Below are 25,848 nucleotides of genomic sequence, written 5' to 3' on the forward strand. Positions count from 1 at the left end.
GTTGTAGAGTGAGCGCCTCTGTCGTGTCGCACTCCCGCGCGCGAAGCGTTTACCGACGTCCGGAGGCTGAAGGCTCGTGTCGCAAGGCCCCCACGGCCGTGTCGTGATCATCTCCGCGAGCGTCGGGGCGGGCCATGACGGTGCCGCCGAACAGCTCGCCGCCCGCCTCACGGCCGCCGGAATCACCGTCGACCGCCACGACCTGCTCGACCTGCTGCCCGCAGGCCTGGGCCGCGTCGTCAGCGGCGGCTACCACCGGCTGCTGACCTACGCACCGTGGACCTACCAGAAGATCTACGCGGCCACCGAGCGCTCCGGAGGCAGCGGCCCGATAAGCCGCGCCGTGATGCGCAGCGCGGAGAGCCGGGTGCTGCGGGCGGTGCCGTCCGACACCCGCGCGGTCGTCTCGACCTACCCCGGGGCCGGGCAGATCCTGGGGGCGCTGCGACGTCGCGGCCGGCTGGCCGCGCCGGTGGTCACCTACCTCACCGACTTCTCCGTCCACCCCCTGTGGGTGGCCTCCGGCGTGGACCACCACCTCGCGGCCCACGCCATACCGGCCGACCAGGCCGAGGCACTGGGCGCGGCGCGGGTCGTCGTGTCCGGGCCCGTGGTGGGCCACCGCTTCACCCCGGCCGGACCCGCGCAGCGGCAGGCGGCCAGGTCCCGCTTCGGACTCCCGCCCGCCGCCCCGCTGGCCCTGCTGGTCGCCGGTTCGTGGGGCGTGGGCCCGGTCAGCCAGGTCGCCGAGGAGATCCGGGACAGCGGCGCCGCCGTGCCGGTGGTGGTCTGCGGCCACAACCAGGCGCTGGCCGACCGGCTCAGAGCTGCCGGTATCGAGCACGCGTACGGCTGGGTCGACGACATGCCCGGCCTCATGCACGCCTCCGACGTCCTGGTCCAGAACGCGGGCGGCCTCACCTCCCTGGAGGCCTTCGCCACCGGCCTGCCCGTGGCGAGCTACCGCTGCATACCCGGCCACGGCCAGACCAACGCCGCCGCCCTCCACGAGGCCGGCGTCGCCACCTGGATCCGCGACCCGGAGGACCTCAAGACCGTCCTCGCCGATCTTCTCGAAGGCCCCCTCGGCCTCCGCCAGCGTGAGACCGCCCTCGCCCTCTTCCCGTCCGGCCCGGACAGCGGTCCCGCCGCCGAGATCATCCGCGTCTGCGGCCAGACGGCCGTCCCGTCCGACCGGGCCGACGGCCCCACGCCGCCGCCCGCACGCCTGCCGCGGCTCACGCGCCGCCGTACGGCCGCTCGCCGGCTGGCCGTCACCGCCACGATGGCAGGGGCCGTCTGGGCCGGCGCGGTCGGCACCGGGATCGCCGCCACCCACCAGGGGCCCGTGGTGATGCGTACCATCCATCACACCCTGGACTCCGACGACGGCGTGTCGCCCCCGCCGGCGTCGCCGTCACCGGAAGGATCCCGCTGATGAATGCCTCCCGCGCCTTCCGCGCCGCCCGCAAGGCCGCGTACGTGGCGTTGCCCGTCCTGGCCGCCGCGCACGCGGCCCCGGTCCTGTCGACCTTCGGACCGCTGCGCAACCGCGTCATGCCCCGCCTCTCCGGGCAGGGCCGGACCGACCACGTCGCGCTGACCTTCGACGACGGCCCCGACCCGCTCTCCACGCCGTTCTTCCTGCGGCAGTTGGAGGCGCGCCGGATCCACGCCACCTTCTTCCTCCTCGGCAGCGCCGCCCGCCGTACGCCGGACCTCGTACGGGAGATGGCGGCCGCCGGGCACGAGATCGCCATCCACGGCTGGCAGCACCGCCCGCTGCTGCTGCGCGGCCCCCGGGCCACGTACGACGACCTGGCCCGCGCCCGCGACACCGTCGGCGAGATCACCGGTACGGCCCCGACGCTCTTCCGGCCCCCGTACGGTGTGATGACCACCGCCGCCCACCTGTCCGCGCGCCGCCTGAACCTGACCCCGATCCTGTGGACCTGCTGGGGCGAGGACTGGCGGGCCCGCGCCACCCCGCACTCCGTCCACCGCACCGTCACCGCCGACCTGCACGGCGGCGGCACCGTCCTCCTCCACGACTCCGACTGCACCTCCGCACCGGGCTCGTGGCAGAACACCCTCGGTGCCCTTCCGCGTCTCCTCGACACCTGCGACGAACGCGGCCTGTGCGTAGGCCCGTTGCGCGAACACGGCTAGTGCCCCTCCCGGCAAGCTTTGCCCTGTCGCACCGCCCAGCACGCACGCACGCGGCGTTGGCCAAAAGTCCCGGTAGCTCTCCCCCAGCCTTCGGCCGGGAGGTACCCCCACCCCCAAGCTCTCGGCTTCGCTCGAGCAGGGGGGACCCCCATCAAGGATTTCCGGTCGCAGCCGCGCTCCTGCCCCGCTCGACACCCTTGTCCCGTAGCCCCCGGCTGGAACATAGATCCCGTCCCTATGCGGTGCGCCCCGGGCGGTGGGGCTGTGCACGGCCGTGCCGTCGGCGGCGCACGGACTGCCTCCGACCCTGTTGGCGCGTTACGCTGCGCTGGTGTCGTCCGAGCGTCGTAATCGTGCCCTTCGCGCCCTGAAAAGCTCCGCGAAGCGCCGCATCGTGGCCGAGCCCGCGCCCGCGGCGCCGGCTGCCGTGCCGGAGCCCGCGGAGGAGGAGGACGCGCCGCAGAGCAGCGTCATCGACGCGGCGCTGTACCGCGACGGGCGGCGGGTGAGCACGCCGGCGACGCTCGCGGAGGCGTACGCGCAGCTGCGGCAGGAGCCGGGCGCGATGGCGTGGATCGGGCTGTACCGGCCGAGCGAGCCGGAGCTGGTCTCGCTGGCGAAGGAGTTCGACCTGCACCCGCTGGCCCTGGAGGACGCGATCCAGGCACACCAGCGGCCCAAGCTGGAGCGCTACGGCGAGACGCTCTTCGTGGTGCTGCGGGCCGCCCGCTATCTGGACGCCCCGGAGGAGGTGGACTTCGCCGAGCTGCACATCTTCGTCGGCCCCGGCTTCGTCCTGACCGTGCGGCACGGCTCGGCACCGGATCTGTCCACCGTCCGCCGCCGCATGGAATCAAGCCCTGAGCTGCTGAAACTCGGCCCGGAGGCGGTGCTGTACGCGATCCTCGACACGGTGGTCGACGGCTATGCGCCGGTCGTCGCGGGCGTCGAGAACGACATCGACGAGAGCGAGATCCAGGTCTTCGGCGGCGATCCGCAGGTGTCCCGGCGCATCTACGAGCTGTCCCAGGAGGTCCTGGAGTTCCAGCGCGCCACCCGCCCGCTGGCCCCGATGCTCGAAGCGCTGACGGCCGGCTTCGCCAAATACCGCACGGACGAGGAGCTGCAGCGCAACCTGCGGGACGTGCAGGACCACGTCCTGCACACCATCGAGCGCGTCGACGTCTTCCGGCAGTCGCTGTCCGACATGCTCACCGTCAACGCCACGCTCGTCGCGCAGCAGCAGAACGCCGAGATGAAGGCGCTGACCGAGGCCAGCTTCGAGCAGAACGAGGAGATCAAGCGGATCTCCTCCTGGGCCGCCATCCTCTTCGCGCCCACCCTCGTCGGCACGATCTACGGGATGAACTTCAGGCACATGCCGGAGCTCGCCTGGGAATTCGGCTACCCGTTCGCCATCTTCCTCATGGCGGTCGTCTGCGGCGGCCTCTACGTGATCTTCAAGCGCCGCGGCTGGCTCTGAACGCCGGCGGGCGGGCCGGCGGCCCGAAGCCGCCGGCCCGCCCTTTCAGGTGCGGGTACCGCTACGCGTCGGCGTCAGCCACCGATGGGGCGGTGTACGACCTTCTTGTGCTTCTTCTTGGCGACCGGCTTCGGAGGCTCGACCTTCTTGGCGGGCTTCTTCTTGGCAACCGGGGTGACGATACGCAGGCTCATGATTTTCCCCTTTCAAGGGATCGGCTTCGACACGGAAAACATTACGCACCGATTTTGAGTTGCCCCTGAAATGGAAATGAGACTTCTTCTCACCGCCGTACCGCAACCGGAGTTGGGCCCGCCCGCGTCCTGACCTGTCCTCAACTCCTGGCGTGCCGACTCCGCCTGCGACCGCCCCGCTGCCGCCGGGCCACGTACAACCCCACCCCGACCAGGCCCAGCAGGCTGAACAGCGCCGCCCGCCACGGCGGGGTGCCGTCGGCGGCCGTGGTGCCGACGGAGGCGTCGGTCGTCGTCGCGTCGGTGCCGGCCGAGGCGGCCGACGTCGCCGAGGCCGAGGCCCCGGCCGCCGGCTCCTTCTTCGCGACGCCCTTGATCAGGGCGATGTCGTTGCCGTCGCCGGCGGTGTAGCTGATGTGGAATTCCTGCCCGGCCACGGTGACGGTCCCGTTCTGGGGAAGGCCACTGAAAACACCGCTGACCTTGCCCTTTCCGGAATTGTTGACGAGTTTCAGCACTTTCGCGGGCTCCAGGTCGAATTCGACCGATCCGCCGAGTTCCACCTTCCCGCTCACCGTCAGCGGCTGCGAACCGAGCCGCAGCGTCCCGCCCTTGGCCACGCTCAGATTCCGGACGGTCTGCTTCCCCGCCCGCCGCAGGTCCAGCACCGCCCCCGACCCGGTGACCCGCACGCCGCTGCTGCTCTTCAGGCTCGCGCCCGCCAGCGTCAGCATCCCCTGCGACACGGTCGTCGCCCCGGTGTAGCTCACCGCCCCGGTCAGCGTCACCGGGGCCACCCCCGCCTGCGTGAAGGAGCCCGAGCCGCTGATGCGGGACAGCGACAGCGCCTTCGTACGATTCCGTACGACCAGCGAGCCGTCGTCGACGACCTTGTAGAGGCTGCCCTTGTAGAGGCTGCCGTCGCCGCCGCTCCTTCCTGTGCCCAGGTGGAGCGTGGCGCCCTTCTCGATGGTCGTCGAGCCGTCGTAGTACTGCGCCGCCGCGAAGGTCACGTCGTTGCCGGGCACGGACGTGATGACGATGTCCCCGGCGCCCGGCGCGGCCAGGGTGTCGTGGTACCTGCCGCCGCCGATCGGGGCGCCCAGCGTCACGGGGCCGTTGTAGGCGAAGGCGAGCCTGCTGCGGACCCCGCTCGCCTCGTGCAGATTGATGTAGACCGTCTTCGCGGTGCCGGGCATGAAGATCTGGTGCGTCGTCCCGTCGCCCCACTGGACGTTGGCGCCCTCGATGTTCGTACCGCGCTTGTTCAGGTCGTGCGCGACCTGCTTCCAGTTGAGGGAGGCGTCGCTGAGCGTCGGGTCGGTGTCGCTGCCGCCGTCGCTCCAGCTGTAGTAGCCGGTCAGGACGACCTTGCTGCCGGGCCGCGAGTGCAGGTTGATGTCGCTGCCGTACTCGCGGTTGTAGAAGACCTGCCGCTGGACGATCGTCCGGTTCAGCGGCGTGTCGATGATCCACGAGCCCTGGTTGAGGATCTTCCGCGCGTTGGGCAGCGCCGCCGGGTAGGTGGTCGCCCCGAACGCCACGCCGGTGCCGTTGTCGAACACCCCGGAGAAGGGATTGCTGCTCGCGATCTGCAGCGTCCCCCACATGTTGCGCGGCTGCGTCACCAGCCCCGACCCGCTGATGATCCCCAGGTTGAACGCCCGCGTCAGCGACAGCCGCAGCGTCCCGTCGACCCTGATGTTGTCCTGGTTCTGCTGATACCCCGGCGTGTTGTACGGAAAGTGCCCGATCAGGCCCGTCCCCCCGCCGGTCCCGTACTGCAGCGTCGCCCCCCGCTCCACGGTGATCGCCGGCGCGTCCGCGTTGCCGACCGTCGCGTACGGGTGGTTGCCCCCCAGCACCCGCACCGACTGCCGCTGCCTCGCCTTCGGCAGCGTGAAGTCACTGTCCCTGGTCAGGATCAGCGTCCCGCTGCCGCGCACGGTGAGCGTCCCCGTACCGCTGATGACACCTGTGTACGTGGTCGTGCCCCCCGGCACCTTCACCACGGCGTCCCCGGACAGCGTCACATTCCGGTTGGCCCGGATGTCCGCCGTGATGTCCCCGCTGCCTGCCGCTTGCGCGGTGCCGGGTGCGAGCAGGGGCGCGGCCAGCAGGGCCAGGGCCGTCGTCGTCGTGAACGCGCGTCGTCGTGCCGTCATGTACAGGAGACGGACGGGACCGCACGGGATAACACATTTTTCCCGGGCCCTGACGCGGCGCGGGGCAGCGCGATCACACGGACTTCTCGGGGTCCCCTCCGAACCGCTCCTCGTACGACGCCAGGTCCTCGTCGGTGATCTTCGCGAAGAGCACCGGCGGGACGGTGAAGCCGGTGCCCGCCGGGACGGCGGACAGGGCGCGGGCCTCGTCGGCGCTGACCCAGGCGGCGGTGTCGTCGGGGAGGGCGAAGGCGGAGCGCATGGCGCGGCTGCTGGAGGGGATGAAGGGCTCGGAGACGACCGCGTAGAGGTGGATGAGGTTCATCGCGGTGCGGAGGGTGAGCGCGGCGCCGTCCTGGTCGGTCTTGATCTCCATCCAGGGGGCCTTCTCCTCCAGGTAGGAGTTGCCCGCGCTCCACAGGGCACGCAGCGCCTGCGCGGCCTTGCGGAACTGCAGGGTCTCCATGTGACCCTCGTACTCCGCGAGAAGCTGCGCGATCTGCTCGCCGAGCTTCGCCTCGGCCTCGCCGGCAGCGCGGCCGGCCGGGACCTCGTCGCCGAAGCGCTTGCGGGAGAAGGACAGGACCCGGTTGACGAAGTTGCCGAGGGTGTCGGCCAGGTCCTTGTTGACGGTGGCGGCGAAGTGCTCCCAGGTGAAGGAGGTGTCGTCGGACTCGGGCGCGTTGGCGATCAGGAAGTAGCGCCAGTAGTCGGCGGGCAGCAGCTCCAGGGCGGCGTCGGTGAAGATGCCGCGCCGCTGGGACGTGGAGAACTTGCCGCCGTAGTAGTTCAGCCAGTTGAAGGCCTTGACGTAGTCGACCTTCTTCCACTTGTCCCGGGTGCCCAGCAGGGTCGCCGGGAACATGACCGTGTGGAAGGGGACGTTGTCCTTGGCCATGAACTCGGTGTAGCGGACGTCGGTGTCCACGTCGTACCACCAGGACTTCCAGTCCCGGACCTCACCCTCGGGCGCAGCGTCCGACCACTCCTTCGTCGCGCCGATGTACTCGATCGGGGCGTCGAACCATACGTAGAAGACCTTGCCCTCGGCCGCCAGCTCGGGCCAGGTGTCGGCGGGGACGGGGACGCCCCAGTCGAGGTCGCGGGTGATGGCGCGGTCGTGGAGGCCTTCGCTCAGCCACTTGCGGGCAATCGACGACGCGAGGACCGGCCAGTCCTTGCCGTGCTCGTCGACCCAGGCCTCGACCTCGTCGGCGAGCTTGGACTGCAGCAGGAAGAGGTGCTTGGTCTCGCGGACCTCGAGCCGGTCGCTGCCGCTGATGGCGGAGCGGGGGTTGATGAGGTCGGTCGGGTCCAGGACGCGGGTGCAGTTCTCGCACTGGTCGCCGCGGGCCTTGTCGTAGCCGCAGTGCGGGCAGGTGCCGACGATGTAGCGGTCGGGGAGGAAGCGGTCGTCGTCCAGGGAGAAGACCTGGCGGATGGAGCGTTCCTCGATGAAGCCGTTGGACTTGAGCTCGCGCGCGATGGTCTGGGTGATCTCGATGTTCTGCTGCGACGAGCTGCGGCCGAAATGGTCGAAGGCGAGGGCGAAGCCGTCGTAGATGGCCTTCTGGGCCTCGTGCTGCTGGGCGCAGAACTCGGCGACCGGCAGACCGGCCTCCTTGGCGGCGAGCTCGGCGGGGGTGCCGTGCTCGTCGGTGGCGCAGATGTAGAGGACGTCGTGGCCGCGCTGGCGCAGATAGCGGGAGTAGACGTCGGCCGGGAGCATGGACCCCACCATGTTGCCCAGGTGCTTGATCCCGTTGATGTACGGAAGGGCGCTGGTGATGAGGTGTCGAGCCATTGCCGGCTGCTCCCAAGTAGTTACTGTGGGTGAGGATTTCCTCTACGGACCGTCAATATCGTATCCGACCCGGAATGGCCAACGGTCCGCCCCCGGGTGGTTCCGGGTCGCGCGGTGCAGCAGGGCCGGCCGTCATGGACGCCGTTTGCTTGATTCTTTCTGGGGTAGCCGCGCCCGGGCGGGAGATTCCGCGCGGCGTGAACCGTTGTGGCCATTGTGGGCGTCTTTTCGGGTGCCCGCGTTCTGGTGAGTCCGAGGTGTCCGAGGCCCCTCCGGCGGGGGTTCACCCTCAGTGACCGCACGTGCGCATGCACGTGCAGATGCACAGGATTTTTTTCGTGGTTATCATCTCCCCCATCTGACAACGCAGTTCACCCGCCCACTGTTTCCCTGGAGAGTCACATGCGCCACAGGTTTAACGGCATGGCAGCGACCGAGCTCCAGGGCGTTGTGTGGCAGAAGAGTCGGCACAGCGACGCAAACGGCACTTGCGTGGAAATGGCGGCATTGCCCGATGGTGATGTCGCGGTGCGGAATTCACGCTTCCCCGACGGGCCCGCGCTGATATATACCCGAGCTGAGATCGAGTCGCTGATTCTCGGCGTCAAGGACGGCGAGTTCGATCACCTAATGTGATGGTTCTTCCGATTCCGGCAGCCGGAAAAGGGCCCATACGACCTTTCCGGCACCCCCGATGGGATGCCAGCCCCAGGTCTCGCTGAAGGACTGGACGAGGTGCAGTCCGCGCCCGGACTCGGCGACGAAGTCGGCGACCTTGGTGACCGGCCCGTAGTTGCTCGGGTCACGGACGGCGCACACGACGCGAGTTGACCATCTGACCAGACTGAGCCGGACCGCCCCCTCCGGGGCCTCCTCGGGCACGGCATAGCGCAGCGCATTGGTCACAAGTTCCGAAGCGACCAACTCGACACCGTCCAGCATGGCTTCCAGCTGCCAGTGGCGGAGGGTCGTACGGGTGAAGCGGCGCGCGTCGCGCACGGCGTCGTACCTCGGCGGAAGCGCGCAGGACGTGGCGCTCGACGATGACAGCCGCTCAGAGACCAGTCCATTCCATAACGGCTTGGACACTGTCACGCCCTCAGTCCACATGCGCACCACCCGGTATCGGCACGTTCCTCATCGTCTCCGATGTGCCGCCGACGATGCAAGGGCGGATGCACGTGCATTTGCAAGACTGGATGCATGTGATGCACCTGTGGCGATTGAGGGTGACTGTTCAAGTACTCAACGCAGCCACTTAGTGGCAGACTGCTTTAGCCACGGGGAGAAGGTGGGCACACATGGCGACGGTTCAGTCGGGAAGCGGGTCGATGGTCCGCCGCATCCTCCTGGGCTCCCAGCTGCGCAGGCTGCGGGAGACAAAGGGCATCACCCGGGAGGATGCGGGCTATTCGATCCGGGCCTCGGAGTCCAAGATCAGCAGGATGGAGCTGGGACGGGTCAGCTTCAAGGAACGCGACGTCGCGGACCTGCTGACCCTGTACGGCATCAGTGACGACGCCGAGCGCGACGCGCTGCTCTCCCTGGTGCGCGAGGCCAACATCGCCGGCTGGTGGCACGGTTACGGTGATGTGCTGCCCTCCTGGTTCCAGACGTACGTCGGCCTGGAGGAGTCCGCCTCCCAGATCCGCACCTTCGAGGTGCACTTCGTGCACGGCCTGCTGCAGACCGAGGACTACACCCGTCAGGTCTACTCGCTGGGCCATCCGGGTGCCACGAGTGAGGAGATCGGCCGCCGGGTCGATCTGCGCCTGGAGCGGCAGAAGCTTCTGGTCTCGGAGCGGGCGCCGGACATCGTCGCGGTGATGGACGAGTTGGCCATCCGGCGCCGGGTCGCCGGGCCCGAGGTGATGCGGGCCCAGATCGAGTATCTGCTGGAAATCGGCGAGCGTCCGAATGTGTCGATCCAGGTGCTGCCACTGGAGTTCGCGGGATATCCGGCGGCGGGCGGGCGGCCGTTCACGATGCTGCGCTTCCCCGAGTCGGACCTCGCCGACGTGGTGTACGTCGAGCAGCTCACGGGCGCGATGTATATCGACAAGCGGGATGAAGTGGACCAGTACGGAAAAGCTATGGACAGCCTGTGCGCGAATAGTCTCTCGGCGCGGAAGACTGTGGATCGGCTGAGGAATATCCTGCGCGACCTGTGAGCAGAAGCTTCACGCGTAGCATGACAGGGAATCAACTCGCGTGCGGTGCTCGGGGGTTCGCGAAAGGGATGCGATGGCCGACTTCTCTGACTTCTCGGACCTCTCGAGTTTCGCTTATCAGTACATAGACGGTCAGTGGCTGCCCGGAAGCGGTTCCTGGGATGTCGTCGACTTCAACCCCTTCAACGGGGACAAGCTGGCCTCCATCACGGCGGCGACCGTGGACGAGATCGATCAGGCGTACCGCGCGGCCGAACGGTCGCGGCACGCCTGGGAGGCGACCGGACCGTACGCACGAGGGCTGGTCTTCGAACGGGCGCTGCGCGCGATGGAGGACCACGAGCGGGAGATCACCGAGATCATCGTCGCGGAGCTCGGCGGGACGCGCCTGAAGGCGGCCTTCGAGATCGCGCTCGCCAAGGACATGCTGCGGGAGGCCGCGCAGATCGCGACGCGGGTCGAGGGGCGGATTCTGCCCTCGCCGGTGGCGGGCAAGGAGAACCGCGTCTACCGGCTCCCGGTCGGGGTCGTCGGGGTCATCAGCCCGTTCAACTTCCCGCTCTTCCTGGCGCTCAAGTCGGTGGCGCCCGCGCTGGCGCTCGGCAACGGCGTGGTGCTCAAGCCGCACCAGAACACCCCGATAACCGGCGGCACGCTGATCGCCAGGATCTTCGAGGAGGCCGGGCTGCCGCCCGGGTTGCTGAACGTCACGGTCACCGACATCGCGGAGATCGGCGACGCCTTCATCGAGCACCCGGTGCCCCGGGTCATCACCTTCACCGGCTCCGACAAGGTCGGCCGGCATGTGGCCTCGGTGGCCGCCCGGCACTTCAAGCGGACGGTCCTCGAACTCGGCGGCAACAGCGCGCTGATCGTCATGGCCGACGCCGACCTGGACTACGCGGTGGACGCCGCCGTCTTCAGCCGCTTCGCCGACCAGGGGCAGATATCCATGGCCGCCAACCGCGTCCTGGTCGACCGGGCGGTGGAGGCGGAGTTCACCGAAGCCTTCACGGCGCGCGTCGCGGCCCTGCGGGTCGGCGACCCGGCGGATCCGGCCACCCAGATCGGCCCGCTCATCGACCAGGCCTCGGCCGACACCATCACCGCGCAGGTCGACCAGGCCGTCGCCGGCGGCGCGGTGGCCCTGCTGCGCGGCACCGCCGAGGGCACGCTGGTCTCCCCGTCGGTGCTCACCGGCCTGGCCCCCGACGCCCCGATCCTGCGCCGGGAGCTGTTCGGTCCGGTCGTGCTGATCGTGCCCTTCGACGGTGAGGACGAGGCCGTACGGATCGCCAACGACACCCCGTTCGGGCTGAGCGGGGCCGTGCACACCGCCGATGTGGAGCGGGGCATACGGATCGCCCAGCGCATCGAGACCGGGATGATCCATGTCAACGACAGCACGATCAACGACGAACCGCTGGTCGCCTTCGGCGGCGAGAAGCCGTCCGGTCTCGGCCGGCTGAACGGCGAATCGGCGATCGAGGTCTTCACCACGACCAAGTGGATTTCCATCCAGCACGGGCGCAGCCAGTTCCCGCTCTGAGCCAAGAAGACCCGTAATTCAGAGCCATTTCACTCGATCGAGTGAAGGGGCGCTTGACATACTCCCTCCGCGCTCCTTCCGATGATCTCATTCGCCGGTGAGCCGGTACATGCGCACCTATCCGAGGCACGGGTGCGTGGTGGTGGAGCTGAGCGGCGACATCGACGTCGAGGCAGCCGACATCATCACGCCGGCGCTCGACGCGCTCACCGACCGGCCCGGGCCCGATCTGGTCCTCGACCTGGGGCCCGTGGACTTCCTCGACTGCTCCGGCCTGTCGGTGCTGTGCCGCGTACGCCGCCGGGCGACCCGGCACGACAGAAAGCTGCACCTGGTCTGCGACCACCCGATGACGCTGCGGATCATGCGGGCCACCGGGCTGATCGCCGCCTTCCGGCCGGTCCCGACGCTGGACCAGGCCCTCGCCGGTTACGAGTCCTGAGCCGTACCGGCCCTATCCCCCGTGCCCCTGGCTCCCGGCCGTCGCCGCCAGCGGCTGCTCGGCGCAGACCGCCGCCACGAACTCCGCGATCCGCTCCTGGGGCAGGTGCCGGGCCACGTCCGCCTCGCTGATCATCCCGATCAGCCGGTGCGCGGGGTGGTCGATCACCGGCAGCCGGCGGATCTGGTGTTCCTCCATCAGCTCCAGGACCTCGTCGATGTCGTCCTCGCCCTCGACGATCAGCGGCCGGCCCAGCGCGAGCTCGCCCGCCGTCATCGTCGCCGGGTCGCGACCCTCCGCGACGCACTTGAGCACGATGTCCCGGTCCGTGATGATGCCGATCAGCACGTCGTCGTCACCGCAGATCGGCAGTGCCCCGACGTGCTGTTCCCTCATGATCCGCGCCGCGTCGGCCAGGGACTCGCGCTCCCCGACGCACAGGGCGCCCGTGTGCATGATGTCCAGAGCAGTGGTCATGATGGGCCTCCCGGTGTGCGTGGCTGGCCACTCACTCCATCGTGGTCCCCCTGCCGGGGTTTCGCCATCGCTCCCGCAGGGGGGAAGCTGGAAGGGCAACCGCTGGAGGTGGTCGTGATGCAGACCCTCGTGGGATGGCACATCGAGATGGACTTCCGGGAGGACGGCGCGCGGACCAAGGCCGCCGCCATGGTCCGGCTTCCCGACGGCACAGAACTGAGGTCGCACGGGCACGCCAACCGGCACCCCTCCGACCCCGGCCAGGAGCGGGTCGGCGAAGAACTGGCGGCGGCCCGTGCCCTCAACGACCTCGCCAGGCAGCTGCTCGGCAAGGCGGCGCACGAGATCGAGGACGTCACTCACATGCCCGCGCACCCGAGGATGTGACGGGGCTCAGCCCTGGCCGGTGTGGTCCGCGTCGGGGTCGACGCCCAGCGTGAGGTGGGCGCGTACGCCCTTGGCGATGTGGCCCTGGCGGTACTGGAGGTGCAGCAGGCCGCCCTGCGCGCCGTTGCCCGGGTAGATGGTGTCCTCGTCGAGGGTGGTGCGGGCCGTGGTGCTGGTGCTGTACGGCTCGACCTCGGCGGCGGCGAGCACCGCCTTCTCGGCGAAGAAGAGCTGGCCGGTGTGGGCGGTGTTGCCGCCCTCGTAGCCGTCGTCCGACAGGGTGCCGCCGATGTGGACCTTGACGTGGATGTGCACGCACCGGCCCCGGTACCAGCCGGGGAAGACGGTACGGAAGCCGACCACCCCGTGCCGGTCGGTCAGCCCCGAGCCGCGCAGGTAGGTCAGGTCGTCCGTCGGCGTCGCATGCCCGCCACCGCCGCCGGGCCCACCGCTGGGCGGCGCGCCGGTGGGGGTGCCGGTCGGCGTACCGGAGGGAGGGGGGCCGGTCGGCGCGGGACCGCCGCCACCGGAGCCCACGGCGGTGTAGCCGGAGTAGACGCCCAGGGCGTCGCAGTGCCAGACGTCGACGGCCGCGTGCTTGAGCGGCTTGCAGGTGGCGGAGTCGATGACCTTGAGGTGCAGGTCGAGCGGGATGCCGGTCCGGTCCTCGGTGATGTCCTTACGGAACAGGTCGTAGTCGAGGTAGTACGGACCCTCGGTGGTCTCCGCCGTGAGCAGGTAGCAGGACTCGTCGGCAACGGTCTCCGTGGGGGAGGAGGCCGTGGCCACTGCGGCGCCGCCGATGCCGATCGCCGCGACGCCGATGCCGACGCCGCCTGCGGCGATGACCTTGCGGCGGGGTAAGTCGCCGCTGCGTGGGGGGAATTGAGTTTCTGTCATGTCCATGATGCTACGCGCGTAGGACGCCCGTGCGAAAGGGCCCCGTGCCGCCTCCGGAACGGGTGGCGGCACGGGGCCCTCAAGGACCGTGGGGTCAGACCTTTTTCGGCGGCAGCCGCAGCGCGATGTGCAGTTCCTTCAGCCGCGCCTCGTCGACCTCGCTCGGGGCGCCCATCAGCAGGTCCTGGGCGTTCTGGTTGAGCGGGAAGGCGATGGTCTCGCGGATGTTGGGCTCGTCGGCGAGCAGCATGACGATGCGGTCGACGCCCGGGGCGATGCCGCCGTGCGGCGGGGCGCCGTAGTGGAACGCCCGCAGCATGCCGCCGAACTCGTGCTCCACGGTGTCGCGGTCGTAGCCGGCGATCTCGAACGCCTTGTACATGACGTCGGGCTCGTGGTTACGGATCGCGCCGGACGAGAGCTCGACGCCGTTGCAGACGATGTCGTACTGCCAGGCCAGGATGTCCAGCGGGTCCTTGGTCTCCAGCGCCTCCAGGCCGCCCTGCGGCATGGAGAAGGGGTTGTGGGAGAACTCGATCCGGCCGGTGTCCTCGTTCTTCTCGAACATCGGGAAGTCGACGATCCAGCAAAAGCGGAAGACGTCCTCCTCGAAGTGCCCGGCGCGCTTGGCGGCCTCGACGCGCACCGCGCTCATGATCTTCGAGACCTCGTCGAACTCACCCGCGCCGAAGAAGATCGCGTGGCCGGGCTTGGCGTCCACGGCCGCCAGCAGCGCCTTGACGTCGTCCTCGGTGAGGAACTTCGCGATCGGGCCGGACAGCGTCAGGTCGTCGCCGACCCGGACCCAGGCCAGGCCCTTGGCGCCCTGCTCGACCGCGTAGTCGCCGAGCTGGTCGAAGAACTTGCGCGACTGGCCCGCGGTGTCCGGCACCGGCAGCGCCCGGACGTGCTTGTCGGCGAAGGCCTTGAAGCCGGAGCCGGCGAAGATCGAGGAGACGTCGACCAGTTCGAGCTTGGCGCGCAGGTCGGGCTTGTCGTTGCCGTACTTGACGATCGACTCGCGGAACGGGATGCGCGGGAAGGGCGAGGTCACATGACGGCCGCCGCCGAACTCCTCGAAGACATCCGTCATGACCTTCTCGATGACGCCGAAGACGTCCTCCTGCTCGACGAAGCTCATCTCGACGTCGAGCTGGTAGAACTCGCCCGGCGAGCGGTCGGCGCGGGAGTCCTCGTCGCGGAAGCAGGGCGCGATCTGGAAGTAACGGTCGAACCCCGCGATCATCAGCAGCTGCTTGAACTGCTGCGGCGCCTGCGGCAGCGCGTAGAACCTGCCGGGGTGCACGCGCGACGGCACCAGGAAGTCGCGGGCGCCCTCCGGGGAGGTCGCCGACAGGATCGGGGTCGCCAGCTCGTTGAAGCCCAGCGCGGTCATCTCGCGGCGGAGGAAGGAGATGACCTGGGTGCGCAGCATGATGTTGCGGTGCATGCGCGCGCGGCGCAGGTCGAGGAAGCGGTTGGTGAGCCGGGCCTCCTCGTTGGCGTTGTCCTCCGGGAAGACCGGGAAGGGCAGCGGGTCGGCGGCACCGAGTACCTCGAACGAGGAGACCTCGACCTCGACCTCGCCGGTCGGCAGCTCCGGGTTGACGTTCTCCGCACTGCGGGCGACGACCCGGCCGTCGACCCGGATCACGGATTCCTTCGACTGGCCGCTCAGCTGGTCGTACGCGGGCGAGCCGGGCCGGACGACCAGCTGCACGAGGCCGTAGTGGTCCCGGAGATCGACGAAGAGGATGCCGCCCAGATCACGGCGATTGTGCAGCCAACCGCTGAGGCGCACTTCGGCGTCTACGTCAGTGGCGCGCAGCTCACCGCAGGTGTGGGACCGGTACCGATGCATCGTTCGTCCAAGTCGTCGGATTCTGGGGATCAGGCCCCCATAGTCTACGGGCGCACGGAGGCCCGACCCCATTCGTATGATCGGCCCATACACTCATAAACTGTGGCAATGCGCATCGAGGACGTGCTCGCCGCTGTCGGGACGGGTGTGTGGCTGTGGGACAACGCCACCGATTCCGTGGAACTCGACGCGGTGGCCGCCGGGCTGCTCGGTCTGCCGCCGGAGCCGACCACCGCCACCTCAGGGGTCACCAGGGCCTGCTATCACGCCGCGGACTACGTCGAGATGGCGGCCGGGGTCGCCCTGTCGGTCGCCGAGGGCACGGTCTCGCACGCGACCCTGCGGGTGGTCCGCGAGGACGGCACGGTGGTGCGGACGGTGCTGACGCGCTCGTACGGAGTGCCCTCGGAGGAGGGCTGGCCGACCAAGATAGTCGGCACGGTGCAGGAGGTGCCCGGCCTGCCCGACGCCCATGGCGACCGCCCGGCCGGCTCGCCCGTCGCCCCGGCGGACTGGCAGCGGGCCCGCGAGGCCTTCCTCCTCGACGCCGGGCGGGCCCTCGCGGAGGCCGACAGCACGGCGGCCGTGCTGCGCGTCGCGGCGCACCTGTCCATGCCGGGCTTCTCGCCCGAGGGCCTGGCCGTCTTCGGGGTCGAGGGCGACCGGCTGTCGGTCATCGGCCACCACGGGCACAAGCCGGGCGACGAACTGCCGTTCATGGAGATGCCGCTGAGCACGGACTACCCGGCGGCGGTCGTGGTGCGCACCGGCCGCGCGGTGTATCTGCCCAGCCCGGAGGCGTACCAGGAGCAGTACCCGGCGACCTGGCCGCTGGCCAGGCCCTTCGGCCGCCAGTCGTGGGCCTTCGTGCCGCTGGTGGTGGCCGGGCGCACGATCGGCGCCTGGATGGCGGGCTTCCGCGATCCGGTGGCCTTCACGCCGGACGAGCGCTCGGTGCTGACGACCGTGGCGCGGATGCTCGCGCAGGCGCTGTCGCGGGCCCACCTCCAGGAGTCCGAGCGGGAACTGTCGGACGGCCTCCAGCGCACCATGCTGCCCTCGCGCGAGCCCGGCATCGAGGGCATGTCGGTGGCCGCCCGCTATGTGCCGACCGGCGGCGGGCTCCAGGTCGGCGGCGACTGGTACGACGTGATCGACCTCCCCTCGGGCCGCACCGCCCTGGTCATAGGCGACGTCCAGGGCCATGACGTACGGGCCGCAGGCCTCATGGGCCAGCTCCGGATCGCGCTGCGGGCGTACGCGGCCGAGGGGCACCGCCCGGACGCGGTGATGTCGCGGACCTCGCGCTTCCTGGCCGGGCTGACCGCCTCCGACTACCGCGACGACGACCGGTTCGCGACCTGCCTCTACATGGAGGTCGACCCGGCGACCGGCGCCCTGGACGTCGTACGCGCCGGGCACCCGGACCCCACGATCCGGCTCGCCGACGGCACCACGATCCTGCGCCGCACGGCGGGCGGCCTGCCGCTGGGCATCGCCCCGGACACCGACTACCCCACCACCCGCTTCACCCTGGAGCCCGGCGAGGTGCTGCTGCTGTGCACCGACGGGCTGATCGAGACCGGCGGCCACGACCTGGACACCGGCTGGAAGCGACTCAGCACGGTCCTGGAATCCTCCGCGGCCGACGACCTGGAAAACCTGGCCGACGCGGTCGTCGAGGTCGTCCACGGTCCTGCCTCGCACCACGTCACCGGCCCGCTCGCCGACCGCCGCGAGGACGACATCGCGCTGCTCCTGCTGCGCCGCGAGCCGGACGGCGCGACCTGCGCGGTGCCGCAGCGGAAGATCTTCCTCACCGTCTCGCAGTCCAGCCCCCGGCAGATCAGGGAGGCCCGGCACGAGATCCGCGCCGTGCTCCACGACTGGCAGGTGGCGGACCACGTCGACGTGGCCATGCTGCTGGTGTCCGAGCTGGTCACCAACGTCCTGCTGCACACCGACGAGGACGCCCTGCTGACCGCCCGCCTTCTCGGCATGCCCGGCGGCCGGCGCCTGCGCATCGACGTACACGACCGCAACGACGACATGCCGCACCGCCGCAACCCCGGCGAGATGGCCTCCTCGGGGCGCGGGCTGCTGCTGACCGAGACCCTGGCCGACGCGTGGGGCGTCGAGCCCCGCGGCGACGGCAAGGCCATCTGGTTCGAGCTGTACGAGCGGTAGTCAGCGGTAGTCTGGCCGCGTGTACGGCTACGACCAGAACGTGAACCCGCAGGGCGCCACACCACCGATGGCCGGGGGCATGCAGGGGGCAGGTTACCCCGAGCCCTCACCGCCATCCCTGGCCGACGCCGTGCGGGCCTTCACCACCGGCTCCCTGTCCGCCGAGGACTTCCAGGCGATCTTCGCCTCGTCCAAGGTCTACTGCCCGCGCGGTGACAACCCCGGCTTCCTGGCACTGCACGACACGCAGCAGCCGGTGATCCCGATGTTCACCTCGCTCAAGGAGCTGCGCCGCTACGCCGGCAAGGACTCCAAGTACTTCGTGATCACCGGCGCCGAGGTGCTGGACCTGCTGCCGACCGGATACGGCTTCGTCCTCGACATGGAGGGCCAGCACCGGATGGTCTTCGACGCCAAGGCCGTCGAGCAGATGGTCGACTTCACGATGCGCCGGATGTACGGCTAGCCGCCGTCGCATCGCGAACGGCCGGGAATACTTGGCGGAAGTTCATCCTTCAACTAAATTGAAGATGGAACATCCCGGAGTAGGAGGCACCCCATGCCCGCCGTGACCGTAGAGAATCCGCTCACCCTGCCACGCGTCCAGGCCCCCGCGGACGCGGCCCCGCGCCGCGCGCTCCAGGTGACCACCGCCCCCACCGGCTTCGAGGGCGAGGGCTTCCCCGTCCGCCGCGCGTTCGCGGGCATCGACTACAAGAACCTCGACCCGTTCATCATGATGGACCAGATGGGCGAGGTGGAGTACGCGCCCGGAGAGCCCAAGGGCACGCCCTGGCACCCGCACCGCGGCTTCGAGACCGTCACGTACATCATGGACGGCACCTTCGTTCACCAGGACTCGCACGGCGGTGGCGGCACCATCACCAACGGCGACACCCAGTGGATGACGGCCGGCTCCGGCCTGCTGCACATCGAGCAGCCGCCGGAGGAGCTCGTGGTCAGCGGCGGACTCTTCCACGGCCTGCAGCTGTGGGTGAACCTGCCGCGCCAGGACAAGATGATCGCCCCGAAGTACCAGGACATCCGCAGCGGCAACATCAAGCTGCTGGCCTCGGCGGACGGCGCTTCCCTGATCCGCGTCATCGCCGGCGAGGTGGGCGAGCACGCCGGTCCCGGTGCCACCCACACCCCGATCACCATGATCCACGCCTCCATCAGCCCCGGCGCCGAGCTGACCCTGCCCTGGCGCTCCGACTTCAACGCCCTGGCGTACGGACTCGCCGGGAGCGGCTTCGCGGGCCCGGAGGGGCGCCCCTTCCGGATGGGCCAGTCGGTCGTCTTCGGCCGCGGTGACTCGCTCACCGTCCGGGCCGACGAGACCCAGGAGTCCCGCAGCCCGAACTTCGAGGTCGTGCTGCTGGGCGGGCAGCCGATCCGCGAGCCGATGATGCAGTACGGCCCGTTCGTCATGAACACCCACGCCGAGCTGGCCCAGGCCTTCGACGACTTCCAGGCCGGCCGCCTGGGGTCGATCCCGGCCGGGGCCTGACCCACCCGAACTCCCGTGGCCCCGCCACGGGAGTTCCGTCACATCGTGACGGTTTGGGGTTGCGTCTTATTACCGACGGGTAGCATCATTACCAACCGGTAAGTGATAAAGCTGCGAGGACTGCGTACCCACACGTTCACGCCCTCCCCTCGACCCCGACGGAGCCGTCGCCATGGGCCACTACAAGTCAAACCTCCGCGACATCGAGTTCAACCTCTTCGAGGTGCTCGGCCGCGACAAGCTCTACGGCACCGGCCCCTTCGCCGAGATGGACGTGGAGACCGCCAAGGACATCCTGTCCGAGCTGGCCCGCCTCGCCGAGAACGAGCTGGCCGAGTCCTTCGCCGACACCGACCGCAACCCGCCGGTCTTCGACCCGGACACCAACACCGCGCCGGTCCCGGACACCTTCAAGAAGAGCTACCAGGCCTTCATGGACTCCGAGTACTGGCGCCTGGGCCTGCCCGAGGAGATCGGCGGCACCACCGCGCCGGCCACCCTTATCTGGTCGTACGCGGAGCTGATCCTCGGCTCCAACCCGGCGATCTGGATGTACTCCTCCGGCCCGGCCTTCGCCGGCATCCTCTACTCCGAGGGCAACGAGACCCAGAAGCACATCGCGAGCATCGCGGTCGAGAAGCAGTGGGGCTCCACCATGGTCCTCACCGAGCCGGACGCCGGCTCGGACGTCGGCGCGGGCCGTACGAAGGCCGTGGAGCAGGAGGACGGCTCCTGGCACATCGAGGGCGTCAAGCGCTTCATCACCTCGGGCGAGCACGACATGTCCGAGAACATCATCCACTACGTGCTGGCCCGCCCCGAGGGCGCCGGCCCCGGCACCAAGGGCCTGTCGCTCTTCATGGTCCCGAAGTACGAGTTCGACTTCGAGACCGGCGAGCTCGGCGCCCGTAACGGCGTCTACGCCACCAACGTCGAGCACAAGATGGGCCTCAAGGCCTCCAACACCTGCGAGATGACCTTCGGCGACCAGCACCCCGCCAAGGGCTGGCTGATCGGCGACAAGCACGACGGCATCCGCCAGATGTTCCGGATCATCGAGTTCGCCCGCATGATGGTCGGCACGAAGGCCATCGCCACCCTGTCGACGGGCTACCTCAACGCGCTGGAGTACGCCAAGGAGCGCGTCCAGGGCCCGGACCTCGCGCAGTTCATGGACAAGTCCGCGCCCAAGGTCACCATCACCCACCACCCCGACGTGCGGCGCTCCCTGCTGACGCAGAAGGCGTACGCCGAGGGCATGCGCGCCCTCGTCCTCCACACGGCCTCCGTCCAGGACGCGATCGCCGTCGCCGAGGCGGATGGGGACGAGTCTTCCGCCACGACCCTGCACGCGCTCAACGACCTGCTCCTGCCGATCGTCAAGGGCTACGGCTCCGAGAAGTCGTACGAGCAGCTCGCCCAGTCCCTGCAGACCTTCGGCGGCTCCGGCTACCTGCAGGAGTACCCGATCGAGCAGTACATCCGGGACGCCAAGATCGACACCCTCTACGAGGGCACCACCGCCATCCAGGGGCAGGACTACTTCTTCCGGAAGATCGTCCGCAACCAGGGCGCTGCCCTGACCGCCCTCTCCGAGGAGATCAAGAAGTTCCTCGCCGAGGCCGTCGGCGGCGAGGAGCTGGCCCCCGCCCGCGAGCAGCTCGCCAAGGCCGCCGTGGACCTGGAGGCGATCGTCGGCACCATGCTGACCGACCTCGCCGGCACCGAGCAGGACGTCAAGAACATCTACAAGGTCGGCCTCAACGGCACCCGCCTGCTGCTCACTTCGGGCGACGTCGTGGTCGGCTACCTGCTCCTCAAGGGTGCCGCCGTCGCAGCCGAGAAGCTGGCCGCCGGCGCCTCCGCCAAGGACGTCGCCTTCTACACCGGCAAGATCGCCGCCGCGAAGTTCTTCGCCGCGAACATCCTGCCGCTGGTCTCCGTCCAGCGCTCCATCGCCGAGAACGTCAGCCTCGACGTCATGGAGCTCCCGGAGGAGGCGTTCTGAGGACGCCCTCCCGTCAGCAGTTCACCGAAGGCCCCCGTTCCGGCGGGGGCCCTCGGCGTCTCAGGGCCGCCGTCCACGCCACGGCGTGCGGTTCCGGCCCGGTGCGTACCTATCCTTGACCCCATGAACGCGCACCCCCACTTCGACCGCACCCACACCGACGACCTGGCGGCTTTCATCACCGCCAGCCCGTCGCAGTACCACGCGGTCGCGAGTTCCGCCGAGCGCCTGGAGAAGGCGGGATTCCGCCAGGTCAGCGAGACCGAGGCCTGGGACGGCGAGACCGGGGGGAAGTACGTGCTGCGCGGTGGCGCGATCATCGCCTGGTACGTGCCGGCCGATGCCCGGCCCGAGACGCCCTTCCGGATCGTCGGGGCGCACACCGACTCCACGAACCTGCGGGTCAAGCCGGTGCCCGACACCGCCTCGTACGGGTGGCGGCAGATCGCGGTGGAGGTCTACGGGGGAGCGCTGCTCAACACCTGGCTCGACCGCGATCTGGGGCTCTCGGGCCGGATCGTGCTGCGGGACGGCAGCACCCGGCTGATCAACGCCGACCGGCCGCTGCTGCGGGTCCCGCAGCTCGCCGTCCACCTCGACCGGGGCGTCAACGAGAACGGCCTCACCCTCGACAAGCAGCGGCACATGCAGCCCGTGTGGGGCCTCGGCGGCCACGACGAGGGTGCGCTGGTGCGGCTGATGGCCGAGGAGGCCGGGGTGGAGCCGGGCGAGGTGGTCGGCTGGGACCTCATGACGCACGACGTCCAGCCCCCGGCCTACCTCGGCCGCGACCGCGAGTTCCTCGCCGCCGGCCGGCTGGACAACCTGCTGTCCGTGCACGCCGGCACCGCCGCCCTGGCCGCCGCTGCCGCCGGGCGCCCGGAGCTGCCGTACATCCCGGTCCTCGCCGCCTTCGACCACGAGGAGACCGGCAGCGAGTCCGACACCGGCGCCGGCGGCCCGCTGCTCGGCAACGTCCTGGAGCGCTCCGTCTTCGCACGTGGGGGCTCCTACGAGCACCGGGCCCGCGCCCTGGCCGGCACCGTGTGCGTCTCCGCCGACACCGGCCACGCCGTCCACCCCAACTACGCCGAGAAGCACGACCCCACGCACCGGCCGATGCCCAACGCCGGCCCCATCCTCAAGGTCAACGTCAGCCAGCGGTACGCCACCGACGGCACCGGCCGAGGCATCTTCGCCACCGCCTGCGACAAGGCCGGGGTGCCGCTGCAGGCCTTCGTCTCCAACAACGCCATGCCGTGCGGCACGACCATCGGCCCGATCACGGCCGCCCGGCTCGGCATCACGACGGTGGACGTCGGCGTACCGATCCTGTCCATGCACTCCGCGCGCGAGCTGTGCGGAGTGGCGGATCCGTACCTGCTGGCGAGCGCGCTGAAGGCCTTCCTCGAGGGCTGAGCCGATCGGATCTGTCGCGATGTCACGATCGTGTCGTCACACGACTGTTGAGAACCTCCCGGATGATGGTGATCAACGCACACAGCGCCATCACACCTCGGGGGACCCATCATGCGACTGCTTCACGCTGCCGCCGCCTTGACCGCCACGTCCGCGCTGGCCCTGACGCTCACCGCCTGCGGCGGGAACGACAGCGGCAGCAGCGCGAGCGACCAGTCGTCCGCGCCCGCGTCGACGCCCACGGCCTCCGCCGCAGGCTCCGCGCCGGCGGACAACGCGGCCGCCACCACGGACCCGGGCAGCAGCACGGGCACCGGCACCGGCACCGGCACGAGCAGCACCCGCTGCCACACCGCCGGGCTGACGTTCTCCTTCGGCCCCGGCGACGGCACCGTGAGCAGCTCCGACGACCAGCAGAAGCTGGCCGTCGTCCTGAAGAACAAGGGCTCCGCCACCTGCACCCTCCAGGGCTTCCCCGGGGTGGACCTGAAGTCCGCCGACGGCTCCTGGTCACTGGTCCGCAGCAGCGTGACGCCCAAGAAGGCCACCCTGGCGCCCGGCAACAGCGCGACGTTCATCATCTCCTACCTCCCGTGGACCAAGGGCAGCGGCACCGAGTTCAAGGCCACGTCGGTCGTCGTCACCCCGCCGAACGAGACCACCTCGGCCACCCTGACCTGGCCCGGCGGCAGCGTTCTGCTGCAGGACGGCGCCACGCACCCGGGCACGTACACCGGGCCCATCGGCGGCTGAGTCCCCCAACACCCCCCTGCTGCGCCGACCTCCGGCGGCCGACCGGGACACCGCCGGCTCCACTGCGTAGGCCCACCGCACGGGGTAGGCGAAGCCCCACAAGCCTGTAGGGCCAACCCAGTTCGGAGGCGGACAACATGGGCATCGGCGGTTGCATCGGACCCATCTCTCACGCCGCCCTCGCACCGCTTCGCGGGCTTCGGGACGGCTGCGCCGACCTCCGGCGGCCGACCGGGACACCGCCGGCTCCACTGCGTAGGCCCACCGCACGGGGGTAGGCGAAGCCCCACAAGCCTGTAGGGCCAACCCAGTTCGGAGGCGGACAACATGGGCATCGGCGGTTGCATCGGTCTGATCGCGGTGGGGGCCATCCTCACATTCGCGACAGACTGGCACATGGCCGGAGTCAATCTCGATCTCGTCGGCCTGATCATGATGGCGGTCGGCGCGATCGGACTGGCCGCGTACATCAGCATCTTCAAGAAGCGGAGGGTCGTCGAACCCATGCCGGTGATGGATGAGCGCGCCCGGAACTACCCGCACGTCTGACGGCACGTCCGACTAGGCGTCAAGCCCGGCCAGTACGAGCGCGAGGCGCGTGTCGCCTCCCTCGGTGATCCGGACCGGGACGCCCCAGTCCTGCTGGTGGACGTGGCAGGCGGGGTACTCGTTGGCGGGGTCGTCGTCGCAGGACGCGGCCATCGCCGAGACATGCAGAACCCCTTCCGCGATGCTGTCGTCGATGACCAGCTCGCGGCTCAGATCCGTACCCTTGCCGGCGCCCTGGGCGAGCAGCCCGGGTGGCGTGGAGCTGACGAGCAGCCGGGTCGAGGGACCGTAGCGCTCGTCCAGCTTCTGGCCCGCCGGGGCGTGGAAGACCACGTCCAGACGGAGGGTGCCCGGCGCGACGTCGGTCGCGGGCCGCTGGGTGCGGTGCGCGGCGGCGTCGACCTGGACGGCCTCCTCCGGGAGCCGGAGCCGGGTGAGCCGGTGGCGGGCGGATTCGACGACCACGATCTCCTCGCCGTCCAGCACCGCGTCGGACGGCTCGCGCAGATCCGTGGCCAGGGTGGTGACCTCGCCGGTGGCGGGGTCGTACCGCCGCAGCGCGTGGTTGTACGTGTCCGAGACCGCGACCGAGCCGTCCGGCAGCGCCGTGACGCCCAACGGGTGCTGGAGCAGCGCCTGTCCGGCGGCGCCGTCCCGGTGGCCGAAGTCGAAGAGGCCGGTGCCGACGGCCGTGTGGACGGTGAGGTCGCGGTCGACGTACCGCAGCGCGCTCGTCTCGGAGTCGGCGACCCAGAGCCGGTCCTCGGTGGCCGCCAGCCCTGACGGCTGCGCGAACCACGCCTCGGCCGCCGGCCCGTCGACCAGGCCCTCGTTGGTCGTACCGGCCGCCACCTCGACGGTCCCGGAAGCCGGGTCGTACGTCCAGAGCTGGTGCACGCCCGCCATCGCGATCCACACCTTGCCGCCCCACCACGCGACGTCCCACGGCGAGGACAGGTCCACCTCGCGGGCGGGCCCGGCGGTCGGTGAGCCCTGCCACCACTGCCGGCCGGTCCCGGCGACCGTCTCGACGTCACCGGTGGCGGGGTCGTAGGTCCTGAGGGAGTGGTTCACCGTGTCGGCGACGATCACCCTGCCGTCCGGCAGCAGCGCGAGCCCCTGCGGCTCGTTGAAGGTGCCGCTGCCGCCGATCCGCCGTACGACGGTCTCCGCGTCCGGCTCGAGCTCGACCAACTGGTGCCGCGTCGTGTCGGACACCAGGAAACCGCCCGACGGCAGCCGCACCGCCTTGCCCGGGAAGCGCAGGTCCGTCGCCACCGGCTCCGGCGGCACGTACGGGCCGTCGCCGCGCCGCAGCGTGCCCTTCGCCGCGTGTTCGGTCTCCAGCTCACTGATCAGCGTCTCCAGGGCGTGCGCGTGCCCCTCCCCGGAGTGCTGGGCGACCACATACCCCTCCGGGTCGATCACGGTCAGCGTCGGCCAGGCCCGTACGGCGTACTGCTTCCACGTCGCCAGCGCCGGGTCGTCCAGCACGGGGTGGTGCACGCCGTACCGCTCGACCGCGTCCACCACGGCCCGGTGGTCGGCCTCGTGCACGAACTTCGGCGAGTGGACGCCGACGATCACCACGGTGTCCCGGTGCTTCTCCTCCAGCTCGCGCAGCTCGTCCAGGACGTGCAGACAGTTGACGCAGCAGAAGGTCCAGAAATCCAGGATGACGATCGATCCCCGCAGGTCCGCGAGGGTCAGTTCCTTACCGCCGGTGTTCAGCCAGCCGCCCTCGCCGATCAGCTCGGGGGCCCGGACGCGTGCACGTGTAGCCATGTATCCATCCAACCTCATCCCGCTGGGTAGGCATT

General features: G+C 70.0%; 22 protein-coding genes. 15 read left to right on the forward strand and 7 right to left on the reverse strand.

The window, feature by feature from the left end; all coding sequences use genetic code 11:
- Window positions 1-76: 76 nt before the first annotated feature.
- The 3 genes from ACFXJ5_RS05530 (at window position 77) to corA (ending at window position 3,652) form a co-directional block, all read left to right on the forward strand.
- On the forward strand, window positions 77-1,438 hold the full coding sequence (locus tag ACFXJ5_RS05530; RefSeq protein ID WP_384627224.1) for an MGDG synthase family glycosyltransferase: 1,362 nt from the start codon (window positions 77-79) through the stop codon (window positions 1,436-1,438).
- A complete protein-coding gene (locus ACFXJ5_RS05535; protein ID WP_384627226.1) occupies window positions 1,438-2,169 on the forward strand; it encodes a polysaccharide deacetylase family protein in 732 nt (243 codons plus the stop codon). Before ACFXJ5_RS05530 ends, ACFXJ5_RS05535 begins: the two co-directional genes overlap by 1 nt.
- A 367-nt stretch (window positions 2,170-2,536) precedes the next feature.
- Complete coding sequence (gene corA / locus ACFXJ5_RS05540) at window positions 2,537-3,652, forward strand: magnesium/cobalt transporter CorA (protein ID WP_384628327.1); 1,116 nt, start codon at window positions 2,537-2,539, stop codon at window positions 3,650-3,652.
- Between the two features lie 334 nt (window positions 3,653-3,986).
- Here corA and ACFXJ5_RS05545 read toward each other — a convergent pair whose 3' ends face one another.
- Both ACFXJ5_RS05545 and metG read right to left on the reverse strand, forming a co-directional pair.
- Window positions 3,987-6,011, reverse strand: coding sequence for an autotransporter (locus tag ACFXJ5_RS05545; RefSeq protein ID WP_384627229.1), 2,025 nt, complete (start codon window positions 6,009-6,011; stop codon window positions 3,987-3,989).
- 73 nt (window positions 6,012-6,084) lie between these two features.
- A complete protein-coding gene (metG, locus tag ACFXJ5_RS05550) occupies window positions 6,085-7,815 on the reverse strand; it encodes a methionine--tRNA ligase (protein WP_384627231.1) in 1,731 nt (576 codons plus the stop codon).
- A 402-nt stretch (window positions 7,816-8,217) separates the two neighbouring features.
- Here metG and ACFXJ5_RS05555 point away from each other — a divergent pair, with 402 nt between their 5' ends.
- Window positions 8,218-8,451, forward strand: coding sequence for a DUF397 domain-containing protein (locus ACFXJ5_RS05555; protein ID WP_127354189.1), 234 nt, complete (start codon window positions 8,218-8,220; stop codon window positions 8,449-8,451).
- Here the strand turns inward: ACFXJ5_RS05555 and ACFXJ5_RS05560 are convergent.
- Window positions 8,443-8,925, reverse strand: coding sequence for an ATP-binding protein (locus tag ACFXJ5_RS05560; RefSeq protein WP_127354190.1), 483 nt, complete (start codon window positions 8,923-8,925; stop codon window positions 8,443-8,445). The genes ACFXJ5_RS05555 and ACFXJ5_RS05560 overlap by 9 nt on opposite strands.
- Window positions 8,926-9,116: 191 nt before the next feature.
- Between ACFXJ5_RS05560 and ACFXJ5_RS05565 the strand changes: the two genes are divergently transcribed.
- The 3 genes from ACFXJ5_RS05565 to ACFXJ5_RS05575 all read left to right on the forward strand — a co-directional run bounded on the left by ACFXJ5_RS05565 (window position 9,117) and on the right by ACFXJ5_RS05575 (window position 11,977).
- Window positions 9,117-9,986: a helix-turn-helix domain-containing protein gene (locus tag ACFXJ5_RS05565; protein WP_384627234.1), complete on the forward strand. Its 870-nt coding sequence runs from the start codon at window positions 9,117-9,119 to the stop codon at window positions 9,984-9,986.
- 73 nt (window positions 9,987-10,059) lie between these two features.
- On the forward strand, window positions 10,060-11,535 hold the full coding sequence (locus ACFXJ5_RS05570) for an aldehyde dehydrogenase family protein (protein WP_384627236.1): 1,476 nt from the start codon (window positions 10,060-10,062) through the stop codon (window positions 11,533-11,535).
- Window positions 11,536-11,632: 97 nt separating this feature from the next.
- A complete protein-coding gene (locus tag ACFXJ5_RS05575) occupies window positions 11,633-11,977 on the forward strand; it encodes an STAS domain-containing protein (RefSeq protein WP_384627239.1) in 345 nt (114 codons plus the stop codon).
- Window positions 11,978-11,989: 12 nt separating this feature from the next.
- On the opposite strand, the gene ACFXJ5_RS05580 is transcribed toward ACFXJ5_RS05575, so the two are convergent.
- Window positions 11,990-12,454 (reverse strand): CBS domain-containing protein, encoded by a 465-nt coding sequence (locus ACFXJ5_RS05580; protein ID WP_384627242.1) that lies wholly within the window; start codon window positions 12,452-12,454, stop codon window positions 11,990-11,992.
- Between the two features lie 117 nt (window positions 12,455-12,571).
- On the opposite strand from ACFXJ5_RS05580, the gene ACFXJ5_RS05585 reads away from it, so the two are divergent.
- Complete coding sequence (locus ACFXJ5_RS05585; protein ID WP_384627245.1) at window positions 12,572-12,841, forward strand: DUF1876 domain-containing protein; 270 nt, start codon at window positions 12,572-12,574, stop codon at window positions 12,839-12,841.
- Window positions 12,842-12,847: 6 nt separating this feature from the next.
- On the opposite strand, the gene ACFXJ5_RS05590 is transcribed toward ACFXJ5_RS05585, so the two are convergent.
- Both ACFXJ5_RS05590 and aspS read right to left on the reverse strand, forming a co-directional pair.
- Window positions 12,848-13,741 (reverse strand): intradiol ring-cleavage dioxygenase, encoded by an 894-nt coding sequence (locus tag ACFXJ5_RS05590; protein WP_384627247.1) that lies wholly within the window; start codon window positions 13,739-13,741, stop codon window positions 12,848-12,850.
- 94 nt (window positions 13,742-13,835) lie between these two features.
- Window positions 13,836-15,602, reverse strand: coding sequence for an aspartate--tRNA ligase (gene aspS, locus ACFXJ5_RS05595; protein ID WP_384627250.1), 1,767 nt, complete (start codon window positions 15,600-15,602; stop codon window positions 13,836-13,838).
- A gap of 108 nt (window positions 15,603-15,710) precedes the next feature.
- Between aspS and ACFXJ5_RS05600 the strand changes: the two genes are divergently transcribed.
- The 7 genes from ACFXJ5_RS05600 to ACFXJ5_RS05630 all read left to right on the forward strand — a co-directional run bounded on the left by ACFXJ5_RS05600 (window position 15,711) and on the right by ACFXJ5_RS05630 (window position 24,028).
- The gene (locus ACFXJ5_RS05600; RefSeq protein ID WP_384627252.1) at window positions 15,711-17,789 is read left to right on the forward strand and encodes a SpoIIE family protein phosphatase; all 2,079 of its coding nucleotides are present in this window, start codon (window positions 15,711-15,713) and stop codon (window positions 17,787-17,789) included.
- A gap of 19 nt (window positions 17,790-17,808) precedes the next feature.
- A complete protein-coding gene (locus ACFXJ5_RS05605; protein ID WP_384627254.1) occupies window positions 17,809-18,255 on the forward strand; it encodes an SseB family protein in 447 nt (148 codons plus the stop codon).
- 93 nt (window positions 18,256-18,348) lie between these two features.
- Window positions 18,349-19,299, forward strand: a complete 951-nt coding sequence (locus ACFXJ5_RS05610; RefSeq protein ID WP_384627256.1) for a pirin family protein — start codon at window positions 18,349-18,351, stop codon at window positions 19,297-19,299.
- 172 nt (window positions 19,300-19,471) lie between these two features.
- Entirely contained in the window at window positions 19,472-21,307 is a 1,836-nt protein-coding gene (locus ACFXJ5_RS05615; RefSeq protein ID WP_384627259.1) for an acyl-CoA dehydrogenase, read from the forward strand.
- A gap of 123 nt (window positions 21,308-21,430) precedes the next feature.
- Window positions 21,431-22,726 (forward strand): M18 family aminopeptidase, encoded by a 1,296-nt coding sequence (locus tag ACFXJ5_RS05620; RefSeq protein WP_384627262.1) that lies wholly within the window; start codon window positions 21,431-21,433, stop codon window positions 22,724-22,726.
- A 111-nt stretch (window positions 22,727-22,837) separates the two neighbouring features.
- The gene (locus ACFXJ5_RS05625; RefSeq protein ID WP_384627264.1) at window positions 22,838-23,479 is read left to right on the forward strand and encodes a DUF4232 domain-containing protein; all 642 of its coding nucleotides are present in this window, start codon (window positions 22,838-22,840) and stop codon (window positions 23,477-23,479) included.
- Between the two features lie 327 nt (window positions 23,480-23,806).
- Window positions 23,807-24,028: a hypothetical protein gene (locus ACFXJ5_RS05630; RefSeq protein WP_127354204.1), complete on the forward strand. Its 222-nt coding sequence runs from the start codon at window positions 23,807-23,809 to the stop codon at window positions 24,026-24,028.
- A gap of 12 nt (window positions 24,029-24,040) precedes the next feature.
- On the opposite strand, the gene ACFXJ5_RS05635 is transcribed toward ACFXJ5_RS05630, so the two are convergent.
- Entirely contained in the window at window positions 24,041-25,813 is a 1,773-nt protein-coding gene (locus ACFXJ5_RS05635) for an NHL domain-containing thioredoxin family protein (RefSeq protein ID WP_384627266.1), read from the reverse strand.
- Window positions 25,814-25,848 lie beyond the last annotated feature (35 nt).

Origin of the sequence: Streptomyces sp. NPDC059373 (genome assembly GCF_042751495.1) — a bacterium.
Taxonomy (GTDB): Bacteria; Actinomycetota; Actinomycetes; order Streptomycetales; family Streptomycetaceae; genus Actinacidiphila.